This window comes from Streptomyces sp. NBC_01571 (genome assembly GCF_026339875.1).
In the GTDB taxonomy this organism is placed as follows: domain Bacteria; phylum Actinomycetota; class Actinomycetes; order Streptomycetales; family Streptomycetaceae; genus Streptomyces.
The window spans coordinates 2,135,729-2,156,903 of sequence record NZ_JAPEPZ010000001.1; the positions used below are offsets into that span (position 1 = coordinate 2,135,729).

15 protein-coding genes and 1 pseudogene are annotated in these 21,175 nt (G+C 68.2%); 5 read left to right on the forward strand and 11 right to left on the reverse strand.

Translation table 11 applies throughout. The annotated features are described in order from the left end of the window. Nucleotides 1–12: 12 nt before the first annotated feature. Nucleotides 13–843, forward strand: coding sequence for a class I SAM-dependent methyltransferase (locus OHB41_RS09590; RefSeq protein ID WP_266697444.1), 831 nt, complete (start codon nt 13–15; stop codon nt 841–843). Here the strand turns inward: OHB41_RS09590 and OHB41_RS09595 are convergent. The 7 genes from OHB41_RS09595 to OHB41_RS09625 form a co-directional block, all read right to left on the reverse strand. Further along, nucleotides 821–1,186, reverse strand: coding sequence for a hypothetical protein (locus OHB41_RS09595; RefSeq protein ID WP_526024904.1), 366 nt, complete (start codon nt 1,184–1,186; stop codon nt 821–823). The two genes, OHB41_RS09590 and OHB41_RS09595, sit on opposite strands and share 23 nt — an antisense overlap. Nucleotides 1,187–1,473: 287 nt before the next feature. Then, the gene (locus OHB41_RS09600) at nt 1,474–2,232 is read right to left on the reverse strand and encodes a hypothetical protein (protein ID WP_103544542.1); all 759 of its coding nucleotides are present in this window, start codon (nt 2,230–2,232) and stop codon (nt 1,474–1,476) included. Between the two features lie 68 nt (nt 2,233–2,300). Further along, nucleotides 2,301–2,855, reverse strand: a complete 555-nt coding sequence (locus OHB41_RS09605; RefSeq protein WP_266697445.1) for a hypothetical protein — start codon at nt 2,853–2,855, stop codon at nt 2,301–2,303. A gap of 538 nt (nt 2,856–3,393) precedes the next feature. Then, nucleotides 3,394–6,297, reverse strand: a complete 2,904-nt coding sequence (locus OHB41_RS09610; protein WP_266697446.1) for a type I restriction endonuclease subunit R — start codon at nt 6,295–6,297, stop codon at nt 3,394–3,396. A gap of 3 nt (nt 6,298–6,300) precedes the next feature. Beyond that, the gene (locus OHB41_RS09615) at nt 6,301–7,497 is read right to left on the reverse strand and encodes a restriction endonuclease subunit S (protein WP_266697447.1); all 1,197 of its coding nucleotides are present in this window, start codon (nt 7,495–7,497) and stop codon (nt 6,301–6,303) included. Next, nucleotides 7,490–9,058 (reverse strand): type I restriction-modification system subunit M, encoded by a 1,569-nt coding sequence (locus tag OHB41_RS09620; protein ID WP_266697448.1) that lies wholly within the window; start codon nt 9,056–9,058, stop codon nt 7,490–7,492. The genes OHB41_RS09615 and OHB41_RS09620 overlap by 8 nt, the downstream gene beginning before the upstream one ends. A 471-nt stretch (nt 9,059–9,529) precedes the next feature. Next, nucleotides 9,530–10,771 (reverse strand): serine hydrolase domain-containing protein, encoded by a 1,242-nt coding sequence (locus OHB41_RS09625; protein WP_353962917.1) that lies wholly within the window; start codon nt 10,769–10,771, stop codon nt 9,530–9,532. Nucleotides 10,772–10,840: 69 nt separating this feature from the next. Between OHB41_RS09625 and OHB41_RS52295 the strand changes: the two are divergent. Both OHB41_RS52295 and OHB41_RS52300 read left to right on the forward strand, forming a co-directional pair. Further along, nucleotides 10,841–11,323, forward strand: a pseudogene (locus tag OHB41_RS52295) (ATP-grasp domain-containing protein); the annotation flags it as partial. A gap of 98 nt (nt 11,324–11,421) precedes the next feature. Further along, a complete protein-coding gene (locus tag OHB41_RS52300; RefSeq protein ID WP_181007543.1) occupies nt 11,422–11,784 on the forward strand; it encodes a hypothetical protein in 363 nt (120 codons plus the stop codon). On the opposite strand, the gene OHB41_RS09630 is transcribed toward OHB41_RS52300, so the two are convergent. The 3 genes from OHB41_RS09630 to OHB41_RS09640 form a co-directional block, all read right to left on the reverse strand. Next, entirely contained in the window at nt 11,745–12,731 is a 987-nt protein-coding gene (locus OHB41_RS09630; RefSeq protein WP_266697450.1) for a phosphotransferase family protein, read from the reverse strand. The genes OHB41_RS52300 and OHB41_RS09630 overlap by 40 nt on opposite strands. Nucleotides 12,732–12,938: 207 nt before the next feature. Then, complete coding sequence (locus tag OHB41_RS09635) at nt 12,939–13,130, reverse strand: hypothetical protein (protein ID WP_266697451.1); 192 nt, start codon at nt 13,128–13,130, stop codon at nt 12,939–12,941. Between the two features lie 211 nt (nt 13,131–13,341). Beyond that, entirely contained in the window at nt 13,342–14,745 is a 1,404-nt protein-coding gene (locus OHB41_RS09640) for a hypothetical protein (RefSeq protein WP_266697452.1), read from the reverse strand. 189 nt (nt 14,746–14,934) lie between these two features. Between OHB41_RS09640 and OHB41_RS09645 the strand changes: the two genes are divergently transcribed. Further along, nucleotides 14,935–16,353 carry an IS1182 family transposase gene (locus OHB41_RS09645; protein WP_526025027.1) on the forward strand — a complete coding sequence of 473 codons (1,419 nt, stop codon included), beginning with the start codon at nt 14,935–14,937 and terminating at the stop codon, nt 16,351–16,353. 264 nt (nt 16,354–16,617) lie between these two features. Then, nucleotides 16,618–19,218, forward strand: a complete 2,601-nt coding sequence (locus OHB41_RS09650) for a DEAD/DEAH box helicase (RefSeq protein ID WP_266697453.1) — start codon at nt 16,618–16,620, stop codon at nt 19,216–19,218. On the opposite strand, the gene OHB41_RS09655 is transcribed toward OHB41_RS09650, so the two are convergent. Then, nucleotides 19,215–20,528 (reverse strand): ISL3 family transposase, encoded by a 1,314-nt coding sequence (locus tag OHB41_RS09655; RefSeq protein ID WP_266696430.1) that lies wholly within the window; start codon nt 20,526–20,528, stop codon nt 19,215–19,217. The two genes, OHB41_RS09650 and OHB41_RS09655, sit on opposite strands and share 4 nt — an antisense overlap. Nucleotides 20,529–21,175: the final 647 nt, after the last annotated feature.

Here is a 21,175-nt window from a genome sequence, read left to right on the forward strand (position 1 = left end):
TACCCTCCGGTCATGTCGACACCGAGCCCTGTTCAGACAGCGTCCGAGATCGTCACCTACTACGCCGCCGAGTACGACGAAGCCGACCGGCTCCACACCACCGCCACCGGCCGCCTCGAACTCCTCCGCACCCGCGAACTCCTCCGCCGCCACCTCCCGACCGCTCCCGCGCGGGTGCTCGACGTCGGCGGCGGTCCCGGCACCCACGCCCGATGGCTCATCAAGGACGGCCACACCGTCCACCTGATCGACCCTGTCCCCCGCCACCTCGACCAGGCCGCCATCCACGCCCCCGGATGCACCACCGAACTCGGCGACGCCCGACACCTCACCGCCACCACCGACTCCTACGGCGCCGTCCTGCTGCTCGGGCCGCTCTACCACCTCACCACCCGCGCCGACCGCGTCCGCGCCCTCGAAGAAGCCGCCAGAGCGGCGAAGCCCGGAGCCCTGGTCGCAGCCGCCGGCATCAGCCGCTACAGCCTCCTGCAGGACTACACCGTGCACGCCGAGCTCACCCCCGAACTCCTCCACGGCGAAGTCGCCACCGTCCTGCGCAGCGGCTCATACGACGGCAGCCGCGGCTTCACCACCGCCCATTTCCACACCGCCGCCGAACTCGCGGCCGAGGCCGCCGACGCCGGCCTGACCGACATCACCGTGACCGGCATCGAAGGCCCCGGCTGGGCCTACCTCCGCGCCGCCGAACGCACCGCCGGCACAGCCCTCCACGACTCGCCGCTGTTGCACGGCGCACTCGAGACGGCGCGGCTTGCCGACGAGCATCCTGAGTTCGCTGACGCATCCGCGCACCTGTTCGTCACCGGACGGGCCGCAGGATGAACCACCCACGGGGCGACCAGGGCTGCCGCCCCGGAAGGGCTGGCGCGTGCTCGATGGCGGCCTGGGCGGAGGTGAGCAGCTTGACGGCGGTGGTGTGGTCGCCGTCGGCGGCTGTCGCGCGGGCGTAAGTGTTGCGGTAGTACGCGAGCGCCTTGGGGTTGGTCAGCTTCCTGCCTCGCTGCTCGCAGACTTCGGCGAGCCGTACGGCGGTGGGGATGTGACCGAGGTCGATGGCCTGGTCCGCGCAGCCCGCGCAGGGCGGTGGCGGCGAGCCGGTAGCTGTGCAGGTGTACGGGTTCAAACCGGGTCCGGCAAAGATGTCAAGAGCGAGGCTGGTAGCCATCGTGGTCCGGTCGGCTCGCTGACCACGTCGGTCGGGCGCCGAGGGGACTATCCGCCACGGCCCTCGGCCGTGGCCTGCCGAACCGGTTCCGTGCTCCGCGGGCTGCCGTGGTGGCAGCGGTCACACAGCGTGCGGACCCCGGCGCCCCTGGGTGCCCACTCCGCTGCCGCCCGTGCGGCCGGTGCCCCGGCCGGCGAGCGGGGAGCCGGTCTGCGAGGTCTGCCATCGCCCGCTCGCCGAGCCCCTGGTGCGCTACGGGCGGCACATCCTGTGCTGATGAAAGCCGGTCAGCTCTGCTCGCGCTCCTCATTCACCAGCTCGTCGCACAGCTTCGTCAGCTCCCACGCGTGCTTCTGGAGCGCCTCCATGACCTTGACCAGCTTCTTCTCCCGCTTCGCACCGGACGCCGTGCCGTCCCGGTCGACGACGATCTCGCCAATGAAGTGCGAGAGGTGGTTCAGCACAGGGGCGGTCAGGCGGAGCTGGCTGATCGCATCGAGGTCCCGCCCGGCCACCGGCCCGGATTTCGTCGGGTAGCCGTTGGGCCGCCGCTCCGTCGTCCGGGTCTGGGTCAGCCGCAGCGAGGCGGCCACCAGCCGGGCCATCTGGACACTCTGCGGCCCCACCACCGAGGCCTCGGCATCGACCGGTCCGGGCGGGGCGTCCCCGGGGAAGCCCACGACACTCGCCCCGAGCAGCTTCAGGATCTCCTCGGTGCACCGCTTGGGCCGGGCGATGCCCTTCTCATCCAGCGGCAGCATGTCGAAGGTGTCGCGCTCGAATGCGCTCATCGTGTACGGCGTGAAGTGGCGTACGACGGTCACAGGGGGGCCGAACTCCCGCACACAGGCCCGCACCAGGCTCTCCGCCACGTTGATCAGACCCGCACCCAGCTGAAGGTCGGTGGCGATCACCAGATGCCCGCCGTCGTTCGTCGGCCACACCCGCAGCCGCACGTGGGTACGGTGGCCGTTGATGTCCGGGAAGTGCCAGGAGTGATCATCACGGATGGGGGACAGCCGCGTCGGGGTGGGCAGGTCGGGCACCAGCGGTCCTCTCGTCGTAGAGCAGGCAGACGCCCCCACCAGGCAACGTTCGCCCTGTTGTGAGGCGCTCAGTCGATCGGCAGTCCCAGGGCCCTGAGCGTCCCCGGGGAGACGTCCGCGCCGTCGAGGGCGTTGACGAGGCGGAGTGCCAGTTCCGCGATCACCAGGTCCTGCGGAACGTCGGGGACCGGTTCGCCGATGTCCCGCAAGAATGCAGCGACCCGGTCCCAGGAGTAGAGCACCGTCCCTTCACCGGATTCGGGTTCGGGGAAGCCCTGGTCCTGGGACATCTGAGCCAGCGACTGCGCGCCGTGTCCGCTGCGCTGAGCGGCTTCGTCGAGTGTCACGGTGTCGGGCAGGGTGACGCCGACGGCGTGGAGCCCATCGATGAGCCGGATGCGCTGTACGGCTTGGGCAACAGCGTCCAGGAGGGTCGGAGCCTCGATATCGCAGGCCAGCTCCCGCAGCATGGCTGAGTCCGCGCACTGCGGGTGAGCGTCAGGATCTTCTGGGGCGAGCGTGTAAGAGATCGCCCCGTCCGCGAGGGCATCGCAGTGATCGAACGCGTCAGCCTGCTCACGGGTGAGCGGCTGCTTGAGAAGAATGCTGAAACTCCACTCCATTTCGTACCTCCCTAGTGCGTGTGGGCTTTGACGAAGCGGTCGATTTTCTTCGCCTCGTTACCGGGGTTCTTGGGCGTGCCGGAGACAGCAAGGCGCGCTCCGCACGAGCAGCAGACGACCCATCCCCATCGGTGGCCATTCTTGTCTGGCACGACTGTGCAGCCGGCCCGCTTGGCGCGGTCAAGCGCACTTGCAACATCCGCGTTTTGGTGCCGTCCTTTGGAAACCACGCGCTGACCGTACCGGTGATCCTGCTCATGCCAGCGGGATCAGGTCACAGTCACGCCAGAGAAGAGAAGTTGACCGCTGCAGTCCTGCAGACCGGGCGGGTGGTCGCTATCCGGACGGCGCGTTGGGCCTCGGGGTGCCGCGGTCGGGTCACGTGACAGTGAATGCCGGCGCTGGTGCCACCTCCTGCCCTGCTGTAGGTCCCCCTCATTCGTGTGTTACTGCTGGCGGCCCGCGCCTGGCTGCTGCCTTCCAGCCGCCGCGACGAGGCCCGGCAACCGCCACAGGTTGCCGAGCTTCCGTGCCTTAGTCAGTCAACGAGGTAGTGGGCTTCGATGTAGGCGACGGTGGAGTCATACGGCTCCCCCACCGGCTTCAGCATGTACCGGCGGAAGACCGCGGCGGTGGCACGACGGACGCCTCGGTTGCGGGCGTCGGCGTTGTCCCATGACCGGGCGAGTGTGCGGGTGACCACCTGGTCGATCTCCTCGGCCAGGTTCCGCTCCGTGACGGTAAGGCCGGACGGTGCGTGGTCGTGGATGATCCGCGACAGGACGCCCACGTGGTCGTTGTCCAGCACAACGACAGCTTCATCGGGGTGCTTCTCGGCGTCCACGATGGCGCGGGCGACACGGAGAGCCTCAGACAGGAAGTCCAGTGCATCTTGGGAGTTCTGGATGATCCGGTCCCGCAGCTGCCTGATCCGCTCCGCCAGAGCGGTGTACTTCGCCGACCCCGGTTCGACGCCCCTTTCGAGGGCAGCCTTGATCTGGTCCAGGATCTCTGCCGCGGACGGGGGCGCCTCGTCCGAGCCGTCGTCCTTGTCGGGCTTGGGGCGGACGAGGGCCAGCAGCTCCTTGAGGATGGAGATGCCCTGGGCGTCCAGGACGAGGGCTTCCTCCTGGGAGGCTGCCACAGAGAAGGAGTGCACGTGAGCGTTGATTATCTCCAGGACCATGGGCCCTAGTTCGCCTAGCCGTTCCTTCCTTTCCTCGTCGGAGGACTTCTTGAACAGGGTCGTGTACACGGATCCGAACAGCCCGAAGCCATCTCGGTACTTGGCGACCCGCTTGTCGGTGTTGATGAGCGGGTACAGGCGGGCCAGGAGCCGGTAGTCCTTGGTGAACACCTCGGCCGCGCCGGGGCTGGCGTCCAGGAAGATGTTGATGGCTCGCACAGACTCGTATCCGTGGACGGTGAGGTCCAGACCGTCCACGTCGGCGAGGAGGTCTTCGATGCGGGCGAAGGTGGTGCGGAACTCGGCGACCAGCTCGGTCAGGTCGGTGACAAACCCGCCGCCCTTGGCGGCTCCCTTTGCGGTGGGGTCGACGACGGCTCGCTGGACCTCTTCGGCCAGGCCGATGTAGTCCACGACCACGCCATCGGTCTTCACGAACCCGGTCGGGGACACCCAGGTGCGGTTCGGGCGGGTGATCGTCTGGAACAGGTTGTGGGCCTTCAGTGGCTTGTCCAGGTAGAGGACGCCCTCGTTGGGGGCGTCGAACCCGGTCATCAGCTTCGCGGTCACCACCAGGAAGCACAGCGGATCGTCCGGGGTGAGAAACCGCCGCTTCTGCTTCTCCTCGTCGACCTCCGAGAGCTGGTACGGCCGCATGGCGGTGTCTTCGTCCTTGGAATCCTTGACGTGGATGTTCACCTCGGCGGTGATCCGCTCGTGCTTCCCGACCTCGGCGAGCACCTGTGACGCCTCGAACCCGGCCAGCAGCTCGTTGATCTTGTCCGTGTACGCCACGGCCAGCTCACGGTTGTAGGCGACGACCTGGGCCTTGAGGCCGTTGCGGTAGGCGCTGGCCAGGTAGTGGTCCACGATGTCCTGGCAGACCGTGTGGATGCGGTTGGGGTTGGCGAACACCGAGGTGAGACGCCCGAACTTGCGGGACAGGGCCTCGCGGTCGGGGTCGTCGAGGTCGAATTCATCGGCGAACTGGTCGAACTCGGCCTGCAGCGCCTGGTCGTTTATCTCGAAGGTGACCGGGTGCGGGTCCAATATGACCGGGACGGTCGCCTCGTCCAGCAGAGACCGGGACACCGAGTACCGGTGCAGCACCCTGTCCGGGTCTCTCTCCTCGCCGAAGAGTGCGAAGGTGTCGGTGGCGAGGTTCCTGACGGGGGTGCCGGTCATGCCGAAGAACTTCGCGTGCGGCAACGCTGCGCGCATCTGCCCGGCCAGGGACTTCGACTTGGCGGACTGAGTGCGGTGCGCCTCGTCAACCAGCACGATGATGTTGCCCCGGGGCGACAGGTTCTTGCCGGCGTCGGCGAATTTATGGACGGTCGTGGAGATGACGCCGCGCACGTCATCGGCCAGCAGGGAGCGCAGTTGCTGGCTGGTGGCGGGCTTGTGGAAGTAGGCGTCCCCCATCGCGGAGGTGAACACCCCTGAGGTCTGTCGGACGAGGTCGGTCCGGTCCGAGAGCAGGATGATGGTGGGCGACTCGGTGCGGGTGTCGGTCAGCAGCAGCGCGGCGGCGAACACCATCAGCAGTGTCTTCCCGGACCCCTGGTGATGCCAGATCAGGCCCTTCGACCCGCCCTCCAGGACCCGCTCGTGGATCAGGTGCGCGGCCTCCATCTGCGGGTAGCGGGGCAGGTACTTCATGTCCGCCCCATCCCCGGAGGTGTCGAAGAGGGCGAAGTTGGCGAGCATGTCCAGGATCGTGGCCGGGTTTAGCAGCAGCTCGACGGAGCGCCGCACGTCGGCCTGCCCGGACAGGTTCTCGTCGTCGGCGGTGGACCGGAACGGCTGCCACAGGTTCACGGGCGCGCCAGCGGCACCGAAGCGCAGCTTCAGCCCGTCGGAGGCGACGGCGAAGACGTTGGGGGTGAAGAACCACGGGTATTTGTTGGCGGCCGGGCGCTCGAAGTCGATGACCTTCAGGGCGTGCCACACGCCGTCGGCGTCCCGGAACTCCTTGTGCCCGCGCAGCAGGTTCACCACCAGCTCGTTGGCCCGCACCAGCCCGCCTTCGACGGCATTGACCGTGGCGACGATCTCCTCGACAACCGCGTCCACGTCGAACCCGGCGATCACCCCGGGGTTTAACCGGACCATGGCGTCCCGCAGCTGGCTGGCGATCACCGTCTGCGTCATCTCACGCGGCAACGATCTGCCCGCGGTGAAGCCCCAGCCCATCGGGAGAGACCACTGGATCATCAGGTTCTGGAACTCCCGCTCGCGAATGCCCTTCGCCACGGCTCAGACCTCCAACTCGGCGGACTCAATATCGATAGTGCGGTCCAGCAGACCCGACAGCAACCTCGCCCGGACTTTACGGAGACGGGCGGCCTCTGCGCGGATCGCAGCGACCTGCCCCTCGATTGCGTCTAGGGCGTCCGCTGCCTGCTCCTGCTCAGGCCGGGACGGGATGGGAAGCATCAACGACAGAAGCTGGTCGGGATTGAGGCGCTTACGGCGCTGCACGGTCCCGACGACCCGACTCTGCATTTCAGCCCACAATCGAGGTGTCCGGCAGACGTGCTTCATCCACGCTGGGGCAACGTCAGCGGAGAGAGTGAAGGTCGGGAACTCGTTGCTCGCCACGAAGCCTTCGAACTCGGCAGGGACCACCGTAATCGGCCCCTCCCAAGCAGTCAGCTTCCGCATTACCACCTGGTTCTCCCGAAGGACGTTCATCGCGGTGTACTCGGCATCAGCCCCGTCGAACGCGTCTTTGTCAACAAGCCCCTTGCCAGCATTGAGCACTCCAGCAAGGTGGTAAGTCGTCCCTGATTCCATTGGGGTCCGCACAACGTCGAGGTGCATCACGTCTCCGAGGGACCGGGACACTGCCTCGTCGCCCTCAGCGGTGCACCAGAGCAGAGGCGCAGCCGCCCGGTACACACCCTCCAGGGCCTCTGCTTCGTCGTCGAGTGCGGCGATCTGGTCGTCGACCGCACTGACAACTTCGACGATCCGCTCTTGCACCCGCTGAGGGGGCACTGGAATCTCGATCAGGCTGAGGCTCGCACCCGAGATCCGCACGACCTTCGTTTCGGATACGTACTTGACCTTCTGTGAATGGAACAGGGATGACGCGAAGAAGTACGAGACGTACGCAGGATCGAATCCGTGACGGAAGATATAGCAGTCATCGTGAACTGCAACGTCGTCGTCGCCCAGCCATGCAACCGCCTTTCCGACGTCATCAACGTTCTCGCTGGTCGCGGCGATGACCAGATCTCCGGGGTGAGCAAGGCGCATTCGCGCACGAGAATCTTCGGCCAGGAACGTGAGTGGATCCCTCGCGATAGCCCCAAAGTTAGTGTGAATCTGCGCGTAGTGAATACAGCCGAGCCCAGATTCCACGTAGTCGTTCTTCGTGAAACGACGACCGCGGACCAGTTCTCCAACTTCGGCGAGCGCCTTCTGGGCCCACTCCGACTGCTCACTCATCAAAGCCCTCGATTCCGGCGGACGCGAGGACCGTGAGCATCCGCTGCTCGACCTTCTGGCGTTCGGCGCGAGCAATGTTGTAGGCGTCGATGAGGGTGCCCAGGTCTTCCTGCTCGGCAGCGACATGTTTGATGTACCTGCCGATGTTGAGGTCGTACCCGTTCGCCACGATCTCCGACAGTGGAGCAAATCGTGCGGCCAGGCCGCCGGGGTCGACCGGATGGCCGTCGGCATCGAAGGTGGAGTGGTAGGCGGTCACCACGTTGGCGATGTCAGCGTCGGTGAGGATATTTCGGTTGGTGGCCTTAGCGAAGCGCGTGGAGGCGTCGATGAACAGCACGCCACCCTGCCGCTCTGGGGCCTTGGTGCCGGGAGCGCGGAAAACCACGACGCAGGTCGGGATAGTGGTGCTGTAGAAGAGGTTGGGCGGCAGCCCGATGACGGCTTCGAGGAGGTCGTCATCCAGGACACTGCGTCGGATGGCTCCTTCTTCGCCGCCGCGGAAGAGTACCCCGTGGGGTAGAACGACGCCGGCTCGGCCCTTCTTCGGGGCCATGCTGGCGATCATGTGCTGCACGAACGCCCAGTCGGCTGACTTCGCCGGCGCGGTGCCGCCGATGGCGCGGGGGTCGCTGGTCCAGGGCTTCCACTTCAGGCTGTAGGGCGGGTTGGCGAGGATCACATCGAACTGCGCGATGGACCCGTCAGGCTTCTTGAAGCGCGGGTCCTTCAGGGTGTCGCCGACCTCGACTTTGAACTGGGTGAGGTTGTGCATGAAGAGGTTCATGCGGGCCACACCAGCGGTGTCCTGTACGGCCTCCTGTCCATAGAGTTTGAGCGTGTAGCCACGACCGCCGTGGGCCTTCAGGAGGTTCGCGGAGGCGATGAGCATGCCGCCCGATCCGCAGGTTGGGTCGTACACCGACTCGAAGCCCTTGGGGTCCAGGACCTCGACGATCAGCTCGACGACCTCGCGCGGAGTGAAGAACTGGCCGGCGCGGGTGCCGGATCCGTCGGAGAACCGCTTCAGCAGGTACTCGTACGCCCCACCGAGCACGTCGTGGGACATGTTGCCCTCGTGCATCTTCGGGGTGCGATCCATCGTCTGCATGACCGCCGCCAACACCTCGCCCGACAGCACCTCTTCGGAGGTCCAGGTCATGGACCCGAACAGGCGGGAGAACTTGTCAGGGTTGGCCGTCTCGATCGCCTGCAGAGAGGCGCGGACCCGCTGGCCGAGGCCGGGCTGGGTGATGGTGCCGAGGATGGACGACCAGGATGCGCGACGCTCTTGGACGGTTCCGGGGTGGATGAACGGAATCTCGAACGACTGGTAGTCGCGGTACTCGATCTCGCGGGCTTCCTCGGCAGCGAGCCCGTCCAGAAGGTCCTTGTTCTCGGTGAGGAACTCCTGGTGGTGGTGCTCCCAGGTGTCCGACAGGTACTTCCAGAACATCAGCGGGAAGACGACCGAGGAGTACTGCGCTTCGGGCATCGCCACGCGCAGCTCGTCGGCGGCGTCCCACAACCGGTTCTCGATCTCCTGCTGGGTCACTGCCATCAGTCGGGGGTGTCCTTGCTCGTCAAAGGGTGGCGACCCGAAGGGCCGTGGTGTTCCTGCTGGTCACCCTATTTCGGGCGCGCCCCGCATGTACACGCTGGGCGTGTCCTGCCGGCTTGAACACACGCGGGGCGTTCGACACCCGCCTCGATCAGGCTGGTCGAAACCAGCCGCACCGGCTCGCCGCCGACAAGCAACTCCTTGGTGCGGTTGCTGGCTTCATGGTGACCTCCAGGCGCGGGCATACCCAATCCCTCACTATAGAAAGCGACTTCCGCGAACAACCTGCAGGTCGCCAACCTACGCGCCGCCACTGACATTGACAGGCCCACACAAACGGGTGAAACAGCTGAGCGGCGCCTGGAGCGCGGCTGCCGTGGTGCTGCGGCCGAGCCGGGACCAGGCTGGGTGACCGGTCGGGTAACGGGGCGCAGGCCGCGTGCGGCGAGCACCTGGTCCGCGTCGGCCAGCTCATCCCGGCTCTGCTGGACCCTGGAGAGCAGGCTTCGTTGGTTGTCGCTGGTAGTGGAGTCCGGGCGCGCGGTCGAGGTCGAGGACGAAGCCGTCTGCTGCTGGCTCTTCGCCGTCTGCTGGGGTGGTGGGGAGTGTGAGGGTGCAGGCGAGTGCGGTGTACGTCGTGGGTCCAGTGCGGGTGAGGCGGTCGCGGGTGCCCCGGTGCCACAGGTAGAGGGAGCCCGCGCTGTACGTAAGGCGGACGGTGCCGGGTACGTCCTGGCAGACGTACGTGCCCAGTGGGGTGTGCGGCGTGTCGCTGTCGGGGCGGTCCACGGGGATGGATTGTGGTGCGGGGCGGTGCTGCAGGGCTCGGGACAGGGTCTCACGTGGGTCGGCTTCGGGGTGACGGCCGAGTTCGGCGAGTGCGGTGGCCGTGACGTGGTCGGCCGCGATACCGGTGTGGTTGGACAGGCAGATGACGCGGAGTCCTGAGCTTGTGAGGTGGGTGGCGGCGGAGAACCCATGTTCGTGGCCGTAGTGGAAGACGGCGGTGCGGTCGGTGCGCGGGTCGGCGTACAGGCCGGCGCCGTACGTGAACGGATGGTGATCGCTGGGGCGGTAGCTGAGGTGCTGCTCGAACGGGAGGGTGGCGATGGCGGGTTGACATGCGTGCCAGAGGTGGTCGAGCCAGCGGTCGAGGTCGGAGGCGGTGCACCAGAGGGAGCCGGGGCCGGGCAGCGTGACCGGGCGCTGCTGGTGGAGCAGCCAGCCGGACATGGTCGGCTGGTAGCTGGCGGCGGCACCAGGGATGACCTCGCGCGGATCGGTCTTGAAGCGGGTGGAGGCCATGCCGAGCGGGGTGAAGACCTGCTGGTCGGCGATCTCGTGGAGACCGGTTCCGTGGACGTGCTTGAGGATTTCGCTGAGCAGGAGGTAGCCGGTGTTGCTGTAGAGGAAGCGGCCGGGTTCGACGGCGCGGTGCTGTTGGCGGCAGGCCAGTTGCAGCAGGTCGTCGGCGGTGTAGTGGTCGAGGTCGCGGAAGCCGGCGAGGGAGAGCAGGGATTCGGCGTCGCGGATGCCGCCGCGATGCTGGATCAGTTCGCTGACGGTCACGCCGGGGATGCGGAAGCGCGGCAGGATGTCGCTGACCGGCCGATTCAGGTCGAGGAGGTGGTCGCGAGCGCCGCGTACGCCCGCCGCCATCGTGTCGGCGCGGTGCTGACCGTCAACGAGTACCTGACCGAGCTCGCCGCGCATCTCTGCGCCGAGCTGGGGGTGCCCGGCAACGAGCCGGGCCGGGCACGGGCGGCCCGGGACAAGGCCGTCATGAGCGAGGCGTTCGTGGCGGCCGGGGTGCGCACCCCGTACACCGTTCTCGTCCGCGACTATGCCGGTCTGCGGGCCGCCCTGGCGGACCCGAGGCTCGGTTTCCCATGCGTGCTCAAGCCTCTGTCCGGGGCAGGCTCCGCAGGCGTCACGGTGGTGAGCGGCCCAGCCGGTGCGGCCGAGGCCACCCGCGTCGCCCGCGAGGCGGTCGGCATGTACGGAAGCGGCGGCGACCCGGGCGTCCTGGTCCAGGCGTTCGCCGTCGGGGCGGAGTACAGCGTCGAGTCCCTCACCCAGGACGGCACCACGACGCATCTTGCCGTGCCCCGGAAGCAGGTGACCGGCGGCGCTAAGAGGGTCGAGACGGGGCACAGCCTGCCTGTCTCCCTGCCCCCGGCCGTAGTGGCGGCCGTGTACCGGGAGTGGGAGGCGGCCATCCGGGCGGCCGGTATCCGGCACGGGGCCTCGCACACCGAGGTCATCGTCGGCGGGGACGGGCGGTGCACGGTCATCGAGGTCGGCGCCCGCCTCGCCGCCGGACACATCGGAGTCCTGATCCAACACGCCCTGGGCATCGACGTGTGGGCGGCGCTGCTCGATGTCGCCCTCGGCCGGCCTGCCGCGCTCGCCCCCGCCGCCTGCGGATACGCGACCGTGCGGTTCGTGATCAGCCCGCGCGCCGGGCGGCTGGCCTCCGTCACGGGTTTCCGAAGACGGGGCCGGGTGTCCCGTTCGTCCGCTGGCGGGCAGCGATCGGCGGCCTCGTCCACGAGCCGGGCGCCAACGGCCACCGGCTGGGGGCGTTCGTGGTCACCGGCCCAGAGGCCGCCGAGGTCGAGGAGCGGGCCGACGCACTCCTGCGGCGGGTCCGCATCCACGTCGAACCAGCCCCAGAGAACCCCGGTCAGGTCAGGCCGGAGAGCACCTCGGCCATTGCGCCGTAGCTCTCGCGGACCGCGTCCGCCTTGCCCAGCCGGTGGCGTTCGAGTCGGATCGCGCCCAAGTGCCGGGCCTCGTAGACCCGCGCCCGCCACACCGCTGCGGGCGAGCGGTCCAGCGCACCGTAGGGCTCCCAGAACACCATCCGCTCATCGTCCTTGGCCGTAGCCATGCGGATGGTCCAGTCAGCGGCCGGGTCACCAAATGAGGTGCGGTCGAAGTCCATGACGCCGGTGATCACCGGCTCGGGCGCTGCCGAGCCCAACAGGGCGTTGATCGTCCACAGATCTCCGGTCAGCAGCCTCGGCTCGACGACTTCGTCCAGCACACTGCGGTCGTGTGCTGCCGCCGCGGCGACCTTCCGTACGTCGGCCGCGTCCAGGCCGACGCCGTCCAGGTCGGCGGCGATCTCCTCCAGCGACGTGATCACCGCCTCGCTCCACGTCCCGTACCCCGGGCCGCCGACTGGACCGAAGTACGCGCCGCGCACGTCGTGCACGGAGCGGGTAATGGCGCCCATCTGCCGGAAGAACGTCGGCCACGCGGTACGCGGGTACGTCCCCAGGTGCTCCGGAGCCGGGACGCCGTCCCGGTACGTCTGGATCATCCAGTCCCGGCCGATCACCTCGTGCGACCAGTCCGCCGCGATCACTCGTGGCATCAGCGGCGCGATCACTGCCAGCCAGGGCACGGAGGCGTATTCGTTGCGCATCAACTGCTGCTCGGAACGGAACTGACGGCCCGGCTCCGGCGCCACCCGCAGGATCACCGGCCGGTCCTGGCCAGCCAGCTCGACCTTGTACGTGCTGTTGTACATGCCCATGCCCAACTCGACGGCGGACAGCGGGCGGCTCTCGGATCCGAAGGCCCGGTCGCACACCGACGTGATCTCCTCGGGGTCCAGCGACTGCTGGAACGCTCCGGCGGCACGCCTGACCGGACGGAACTCCATGAGACTCCTCGGAACTCGTGTGCGGACACCAACGCAGAGCGGCACCGCCCGGTCAGTACGAGGACGCTCCGGCTTGGCGCCTTGGCACGGCCCTGGACCGTACCCCAGCGATGCTATCGAGGGGTGCGGCGCCAGAGCCTCAGCCGCAGCGACAGGGAAGCTCCCCGGAATTGAAGATCCCGAAGTGCCCTCAACGCCGGGGTTGTGTCAACTACATGAGCCGTACGGCGCCATGAGGCTCGCACTGTGCGGCAGCTGCCGCACAGTGCGAGCCTCAGCGATCTGTCGACGCAGCCGCTCGATTTCGTCGTGCTCGGCGGCGAGCCGAGAGATGCCCAGAACCTTGCACTCGGTGAGCTCGTCGATCTCTTGATCGCGGGCGAGGACACGCACCCTCAAGTTGGCGACCTCGGCCTTGAGTCGCTCGATCTGTGCGTCGCGTGGGTTCGGTCACGTATTTCAGAGTGGCACCCGCAGGTCGCCCCGGAGGGCAACACCTGGCGATGCTCGGGCGTCCGACTGCGTGCTGCGCTCGATGACCGTCCCCCTCGCCCGCGCCGGGTGACGACGGCTCTTCTGCCGCATCAGCGCCGGTGCATGCCCGCTGTCCCTAGCACTTGCGGTGGCCGTGTGCGGAGGGGGGCAGGGCCATGTCCAGCAGGGTGTCGATGGTCTTGCCGTCGAGGCCGCTGTCCAGGTGGAAGGACCGGCGGAGCAGGCTGCCGACCTTGGCGGGAGACAGGCCCAGGCGTACGCGGGCCTTGAGGCAGATCGCCCCGAGGAGGTTCGCGCTGTCGCCGGGCCGGTGCTGGAGGTACCAGGTCAGCAGCTTCACCGAGCCGCCGGACAGGTCGGACAGAGTGATCTCCTCCAGGTTTTCGCCCTCGCTGCCCCTTCGTTCGACGACGTCCTCGGCCAGACGGCCCAGGATGGCCTCGACCAGCACGTCACGCACGGGTCCATGAGGGACGAGGCCCTGGTTACTGCCGTACATGAGGGCGGCTGCCGCGTCCCACGCGAGGTCATCGGCAACGTTCTGCGCCACGTCGCCTTTCATGTAGGGGCGTTTGCCTCTGCCCGGCTGCGGTTCTGTCAGGGTTTCGTGGAAGACGCGGCGCAGCCGGTTGTGGTCGGCCACGAGACCGGCGGGCTGGGCGGTGTCGTACACGGTGGTCGACGACAGCAGGGCTTCGGGGCCGTGTTTCCGGCGGTAGTTTTCGACCCAGTCCTGTGCGACCGGCACGGACCACCGCATGCTGCCGCCGGACTCGTCCTGTGGTTCGGGCAGCTCGTTGCGCCCTGAGCTGTACTTGGGGTCGGGCAGGTCGTCGGTGCTGATGGCCGCGATCTTCGCCAGCCCCGCCGTGTCGATCAGGCTGTCCAGTTCGGGTGCATGAAGGTCGACGATGCAGGCGCCGAGCGGCAGCACGCCCGGCTGGGACGCGCGGAGTTGCGCCCACAGGGCCAGGTGGTTCTTCCAGTTGGGCACGGGCTGATCGCTTGCGGTGAAGCTGGCGATCTTCAGGATGCTGGCGCTGTCGGGGTTGCTGGTGGAGTCCAGCAGGTCGGCCGCGGTGATCGTGGTCGGGTTGTCGACGGGCCGGGCGTCGTTGCGCTCGAAGGCCCAGTCCCATACTTGCCCGGGACGGTGCCAGCGTTCACCGTTCCACCAGTAGCCACCGTGCCGGTGGAGGAAGCCTTCGCGGCCGTGCAGCCAGTCGTGGTGCAGGTCGCTCTGGTCGCCGTCGTGGATGAGCAGCACAGTGCGGCCGTAGGGCGGGTGGTGGAACACGGCCCAGGCAAAGGAGGGGTTCTTGGGCTCGGTGGTGAACGCGACCCATCCTCCGTCGGGTGTGCGGTCGGCCCGGCCCCAGAGCCCTTCGCCTTGATTGCGGCCGGTGCGTTCGATCGCGTCGGGGTTGTCCAGGGGTAAGCGGCCGTCGTTGATGAACGGCAGGCCCGGGACGGGGTGGTCGGTGCTGGTGCCGTTGGCCACCGGGCGTATGCGGTACACGGCGGTTTCCCCCTCTGTGTGGCGGTGGTTGATCGGGATGAGGGAACGCTAGGAGCGTGTCTCAGTAACCGGCAACCCGCCTGCGGTTCGTGATTATTCATACGGGATGATCACGGTATGCGTGGTGGCGAGGGGCTGTTCGAGGTCGAGCCGGTCGGGAAGAAGCGGCCGCAGGGTCAGCTGGCGGCGGTGGACAAGACGTTTCGGCCCTTCGATCCGCATCAGGTCCTGCTGCTGCCGCCGTCGCTGGACGACTGGCTGCCCGAGGGCCACCTGGCCCGGTTCGTCGCCGACCTGGTCGATGAGGTGCTCGACCTCGGACCGGTCCTGGCGGACTACACCGAAAAGCGCGGCTACCCGCCCTACGATCCGCGGCTGATGGTACGACTGCTGATCTACGGCTACACCACCGGCGTCCGCTCCTCCCGGGCGATCGAGCGCCGCCTGGCCGACGATGTCGCGTTCCGGTTCCTGGCCGCCGGCCAGGAACCGGACTTCCGCTCGATCGCCCGCTTCCGCCGCCGCCACCTCGACGCGCTGGCCGGTCTGTTCACCCAGTCCCTGCACCTCGCACAGACACTCGGCATGGTCAAGATGGGACGCGTCGCGCTGGACGGCACGAAACTGGAGGCCAGCGCCTCCAAACACAAGGCGATGAGCTACGGCCGCCTGGTCGACAAGGAAGAGCGGATAGAGGCCGAGATCGCCGCTCTGGAAGCGAAGGCCCACGCCCTGCTGACCGACGCCGAGGCCGCCGACGAAGCCGAGGACGACACCTTCGGCGTGGACGGCAAGGAGGCGGACCTGCCCGCCGAGCTGGACCGGCGTGAGAAACGCCTGGCGAAGCTGCAGGCCGCCCGCGCGCAGATCGAGGCCGAGGCCGCCGCCAAGGCCCGCGCCCACGCCGAGGACAAGGAACGCCGCCGTCAGGAACGTGCCGCCAGCAGCGACGAGCAGGCCGTCACCGACGCCGGGGAAGCGGCCGCCGCCAAGGCCCGTCCCAAGCCCAAAGCCCAGGCCAACTTCACCGACCCCGACTCGCGGATCATGAAGAACAGCGACGGCGCCTACATCCAGGCCTACAACGCCCAGGCCGTCGTCGACGAAGAACACCAGGTCATCACCGCCGCCGACGTGACGACCAACCCCTCCGACGCACTGAACTACACCACGATGCTCGACCAGTCCGCCCACAACACCGGCATCCACCCCAAGCAGGCCCTGGTCGACGCCGGGTACTGCTCCGAGACCAACCTCGAAGCCGCGAACGAGCGCCAACTGGCCTGCGGCACCGACACCTTCATGGCCACCGGCCGACTCGCCCACGACGAGCAGGTCCCGCCCGCTCCACGCGGACGCATCCCCAAGGACGCCACGCTGAAGGAGCGCATGGCCCGCAAACTGCGGACCAAACCCGGCCGGAAGGCATACAGCCGCCGCAAAGCCATCGTCGAACCTGTCTTCGGACAGGTCATGACCTGCCAGAACGGCCGCCAGCTCCTCCTGCGTGGCGAGGACGGCGCCCGCGGTGAGTGGCGACTGCTCGCCGCCTGCCACAACCTCCGCAAGATCTTCCGACACTCCGGGCTCGCCGCCCAGGCCGGCTGACCAGCCAGGCCCCCCGGCCCACGCCACAGGCCCTACCAGCCGAACAACAGCCGGGAAGGACCCAACCACGGCCTCACAGGTGCACACGAAACGGCCGCGACCGATCCCATCGATCACGGCCAGCGAGCCCCTTGCTCGTTACCGAGACACGCTCCTAGCCCGCGGGCGAGCCGGATATGCCTCGTGGGACAGTCCCGTACGTTCCCGGCGGTGATCCTGGCCGATTTCGCTGCGTGGCGCGCGCCGAGTCTGGATCATGAGGGTGTGGAGGACTGGTCCGACTGCTTCGACCCTGACGAGTTGCGCATCCGTCTCGATGTGGCTCTGGAGGAGAACGCAGAGCTGCGCGAGGAGGTCGGTCGGCTGAGCGCGGACAACGCGCGCCTGCGCAGCCTTCTGGGCCTCGGTGTCCGAAGCGGTGCCTCGTCGATGCCGCCCGTTGCCGAGCCTGTGGCGCCGGTGCCCGTCAGCGGGGTCGGCGGGCTGCCGTATGCGGATGCCTCGTCGAGCGCCGAGGCGAAGATCGCCTTGTTCCGGGCCTTGTTCGCCGGCCGGGAGGACGTGTACGCGCGCAGGTGGGTGAGCGCGAAGTCCGGTCGGACCGGTTGGAGCCCGGCCGAGGACGACCCGTTCGACAGGAACAAGGACGATGCGGACCGGGTGTTCTGGCCGCTGACCGAGGAAACGGTCTACCGCCACCTCGATCCGTCCCGGCAGGGCCGCAGCGAGCTGCACATCGGCCTGTACCCGCTGCTGGCCGACGACACCTGCAGCCTGGTCGCGTGCGACTTCGACGGCAAGGACGGCAGCGACTGGCGCGCGGATGCCGCCGAATACGCCACGGCCTGCGAGCAGGCGGGCGTTCCCGCCCTGCTGGAGATCTCCCGTTCGGGTAAGGGCGCGCACGTGTGGACGTTCTTCACCGCTCCCGTCGCCGCCACCACCGCCCGCGCGCTGGGCATGGCGCTGGTGCGCCGGGCGATCGACGCCCGCGGCCAGATGGCTCTGTCCAGCTACGACCGTCTCTTTCCCGCCCAGGACTTCCTGCCGACCAAGGCCAAGGGCAGCTTCCAGTTCGGCAGCCTGATCGCGCTCCCGCTGCACGGCGCCTCCCGTGCCCAGGGAACCACTGTCTTCGTGGACCCCAGTACCTGGGCGCCCTACCCGGACCAGTTCGCCCACCTCTCGCGCACCGAACGTCTCACGCCGGCCGAGGTCGAGACGCTCGTCGACAAGCTCGGCCCGGTCAAGGCCGGACCGTCGGCGACCGCGCCCGAGCTCGGGCCCAGGCCTCGCAGGAAGGCCCTGGGCAAGGCGCCGGCCGTGGTGCCCGCGCGGCTGTCCGCGATGCTGGCGATCTCCACGGCCGGGCTGCCTCCCCAGCTGCTCGCGGCACTCAAGCACACGGCGTCATTCCACAACCCGGAGTTCTACCGCAAACAGAATCAGCGCTTCTCCACCTGGAATACACCGCGTCTCGTCTGCGGCTTCGACGGCACCGACCCGGACTGGCTCAAGTTGCCGCGCGGCCTGGCGGATGAGGCCGCACAGTTGGTCGCCGCCGCTGGCGGCACGCTCACCATCACCAGCGAACTGCCCGAACATCCCTCGATCGACGCACAGTTCACCGGCGAGCTGACCGAAGTCCAGCAACAGGCCGTTCAAGAGGTGGCCGCGCATCCCACCGGGGTCCTCGTGGCGCCTCCCGGCGCCGGAAAAACGGTCATGGCCTGCGCTTTGATCGCCCACCACCACATGCCGACAGCAGTGATCGTCAACCGCAGCGAGCTGCTGGACCAGTGGAAGCAACGCCTGACCGCCTTCCTCGACCTCGGCGGCCACCAGGTCGGCTCGCTCGGCGGAGGCAAGGACCGGCGCGGGCACGTCGTCGACCTGATCATGCTCCAGACCCTGTCCCACCGGGATGCCCCCACCGACCTGCTGGACGGATATGGCCTGGTCATCGTGGACGAGTGCCACGCCGTGGGGGCGCCGGGCGCCGAAGCCGCGATCCGCAGGGCGAAAGCCGGACGCTGGGTCGGCCTGTCCGCGACCCCCTACCGTGCAGACCAGATGGACCCGGTAATCACGATGCAGTGCGGCCCAATCCGCCACGAGATCGAAGACGCCAGCACCTTCGCCAAGCACCTCGTCGTGCACCCCACCACGTTCACCACCGACGAGCCCGGCAACGACGGCGCCTCCTTCCAGGCCATCTACACCGAACTCGCCCACCACGCCGACCGCAACGCCCAGATCGCCACGGACATCGCCGACGCCGCCCGGCGCGGCCGGTGCAGCCTGGCCCTGACCAACAGGGTGGAACACCTCCACCAGCTGGCCGAGGCCCTGAAGCCGCACGGCGTCGAGCCCCTGCTACTCCACGGCGGCCTGCCGGCAGCCGAACGAGCACGCGTCCGTGCCGCCCTGGCCCAGGACGACGCCAGACCGCTGGTCCTCCTGGCAATCGACAAGCTCGTCGGGGAGGGCTTCGACCAGCCTCGCCTCGACACCCTTTTCCTCACCAGCCCCATCTCCTTCAAAGGACGCGTCATCCAGCAGGTCGGCCGCATCATGCGCAACACCGAGGCGAGCAAATCCCACGTCGAAGCCCACGACTACCTCGACGCCGACGTCCCGCAACTGGAACGCATGCACCACCGGCGCCGCCGCATCCTCGAGCGCCGTGGCTTCACCACGACGCCGCCGGCGAAGCTGCCGCAGCCGCCGAGAACGCCGCGGCCGGTCGCGCAGACCACCGCGGCAACCGCCCGTACCACACCGGCCGTCGCTGACGTCCGGGCCTGGGCCCGCGACCAGGGCATCGACGTCCCGTCACGCGGCAAACTGGGTCTTCGAGGTTAGGCGGGGTTGAGGTGTCCGCGGGCTCGGCGGGTGGTGACGCAGCGTGTGCGTAGGCGCTGGCTGTCGGCATTGCGGAAGCCGAATGCGTTGCGGGCGACGAGCTTGATGACGCGGTTGATGCCTTCGCTCTTGGCGTTGCTGTGGCCGGTGTCGATGAACCCGGCGATCTCGGGCCACCAGCGGTCGACGGTGGTGGCGAGGGTGCAGGCTTCGGGGATGTCTGAGTCCGCGCACCAGGTGAGGAACTTCCATCGGGCGTGGCCTACTTCTTCGCGGTCGGCGCCGGTTCGGGCCAGGGCGAGGAGGGTGCGCAGGCTCTCCTTGGCGATCCAGGCGGTCAGCAGCGTCTGCCCGATCGGCCCCTCGTCCAGCAGCGCGTTCCACATCGTGGCGAACTGCTGGTCGGTGAGGTCCTCACGGTTGCGCAGCAGCCGTCGACGGGCCTTCCATTCCGGGTCGGTGGCGCGTCCACGCCGGCCCCGGATCTCGGCGGTGGTGCGACGCCGTACAGCAGAGAGCATCTTGTTCGCGAGCTGGACGATGTGGAAGTGGTCAACGACCACGATGGCATCGGGCAGGCCGGTGCGGATCGCGGCCCGGTAGGTGGCTGACATGTCGATGGCGACGTAGCGGATGTTCTTTCTCCACTCCAAAGGGGTGGTGGACAGCCAGGCCAGGACGTCGGCGGCGGCACGGCCCTCGACCTGCCCGAGCAGGCCACCGGCCCCGAGCGCGTCGACGAACCCGGTGTGCCACCTCTCGCGCACCAGGTGCCACTTGCCGGTGTCCGCATCCTGTTCCCAGCGCGGCCGTCCGCGCCGGGTCTCGTCGACGCCCAGCACCTCCACTTCCGGCAGCGGCGCCTCGGTGACCTCGCGGGCGGCCGCGCGGAAGGCGTCCATCACCGTCGGCCAGGACACGTGCAGGTCACGGGCGGCCTGGACCACGGTGGAAGCAGCATCCCGCACCCGCAGGGCGGCAGCCCGGCGCAGCCGGCCGGTGATCCGGGCCCCGGCCGGTATCTGCCGAACCTGCTCGGTGAACGACTTCCGCTCGCATCCGGACTCCCGGCAATACCAACGCCGCTTGCACCACACGAACTCCAATCCCCGTTCTCCGTAAGGAAGATCACGTGGACGGGTGTACACGAGGCCCTTCACATGTGACGCGAACACGCCGCAGGAGGGACAGGCCCGGGCGGCTTCGTCCGCTGTGGTCAGATGCACCCGCCGGGTGCCGTCCATCAGCCGCTCAACGCTCTCGACGGCAAGGCCGTCCAAGTCGAGCAGCACCGCCGTATCGTTGTCCAAGCCCGTGGTTTCTGGTGATCAAACTGCCGGAGAACAGTCATGATCGCCGATGACCACGGACGCCCTGCACCCACGAGCCGACCACCCCCACGCTCACCCTCCGTGAGAACCCCGGAGGACGAAGGCTCACCCACCCCGCCTAACTTCGAAGACCCGGCAAACTCCGCCAGGAGATCTGGGATGCCTGGCACACCGCTCACCCCGAACAGACGCACACCGCCGCCTCCGCTCAGTGACCCACCCGTGCACATAGGCGGGACAACTACCGGTGACGGGCGATCACAAAAGCGTGCGCCGACCAACGGAGCTACCTCGAGGCCACCACCTGGGGCACGCGCCGGCCCAGCCCGAAAGGCGTCTTCTTACCGTCGAGGACTCCGGCCTGGCTGAGCTGGCGCATCACGGCGCACAGCACCGACCGCGTCACATCGGATGGCCACAAGGAGGGCTGGCCCCAGAACTGCCGCCAGCTCGGACCATGCCCGTGCGCGTCGCGGAAGGCATCGAGCCACCCCAGGGCCCGCTCACGCCACACAGGATCACCGGTCAACCGTGCGGCACTCTCCTGCACCATCTTGCTGGACCTCCACCACACCCAAGGGTGTGCCTCGGGCCCGAGAACTTTCGCGAGGATCTCCAGCCCTACA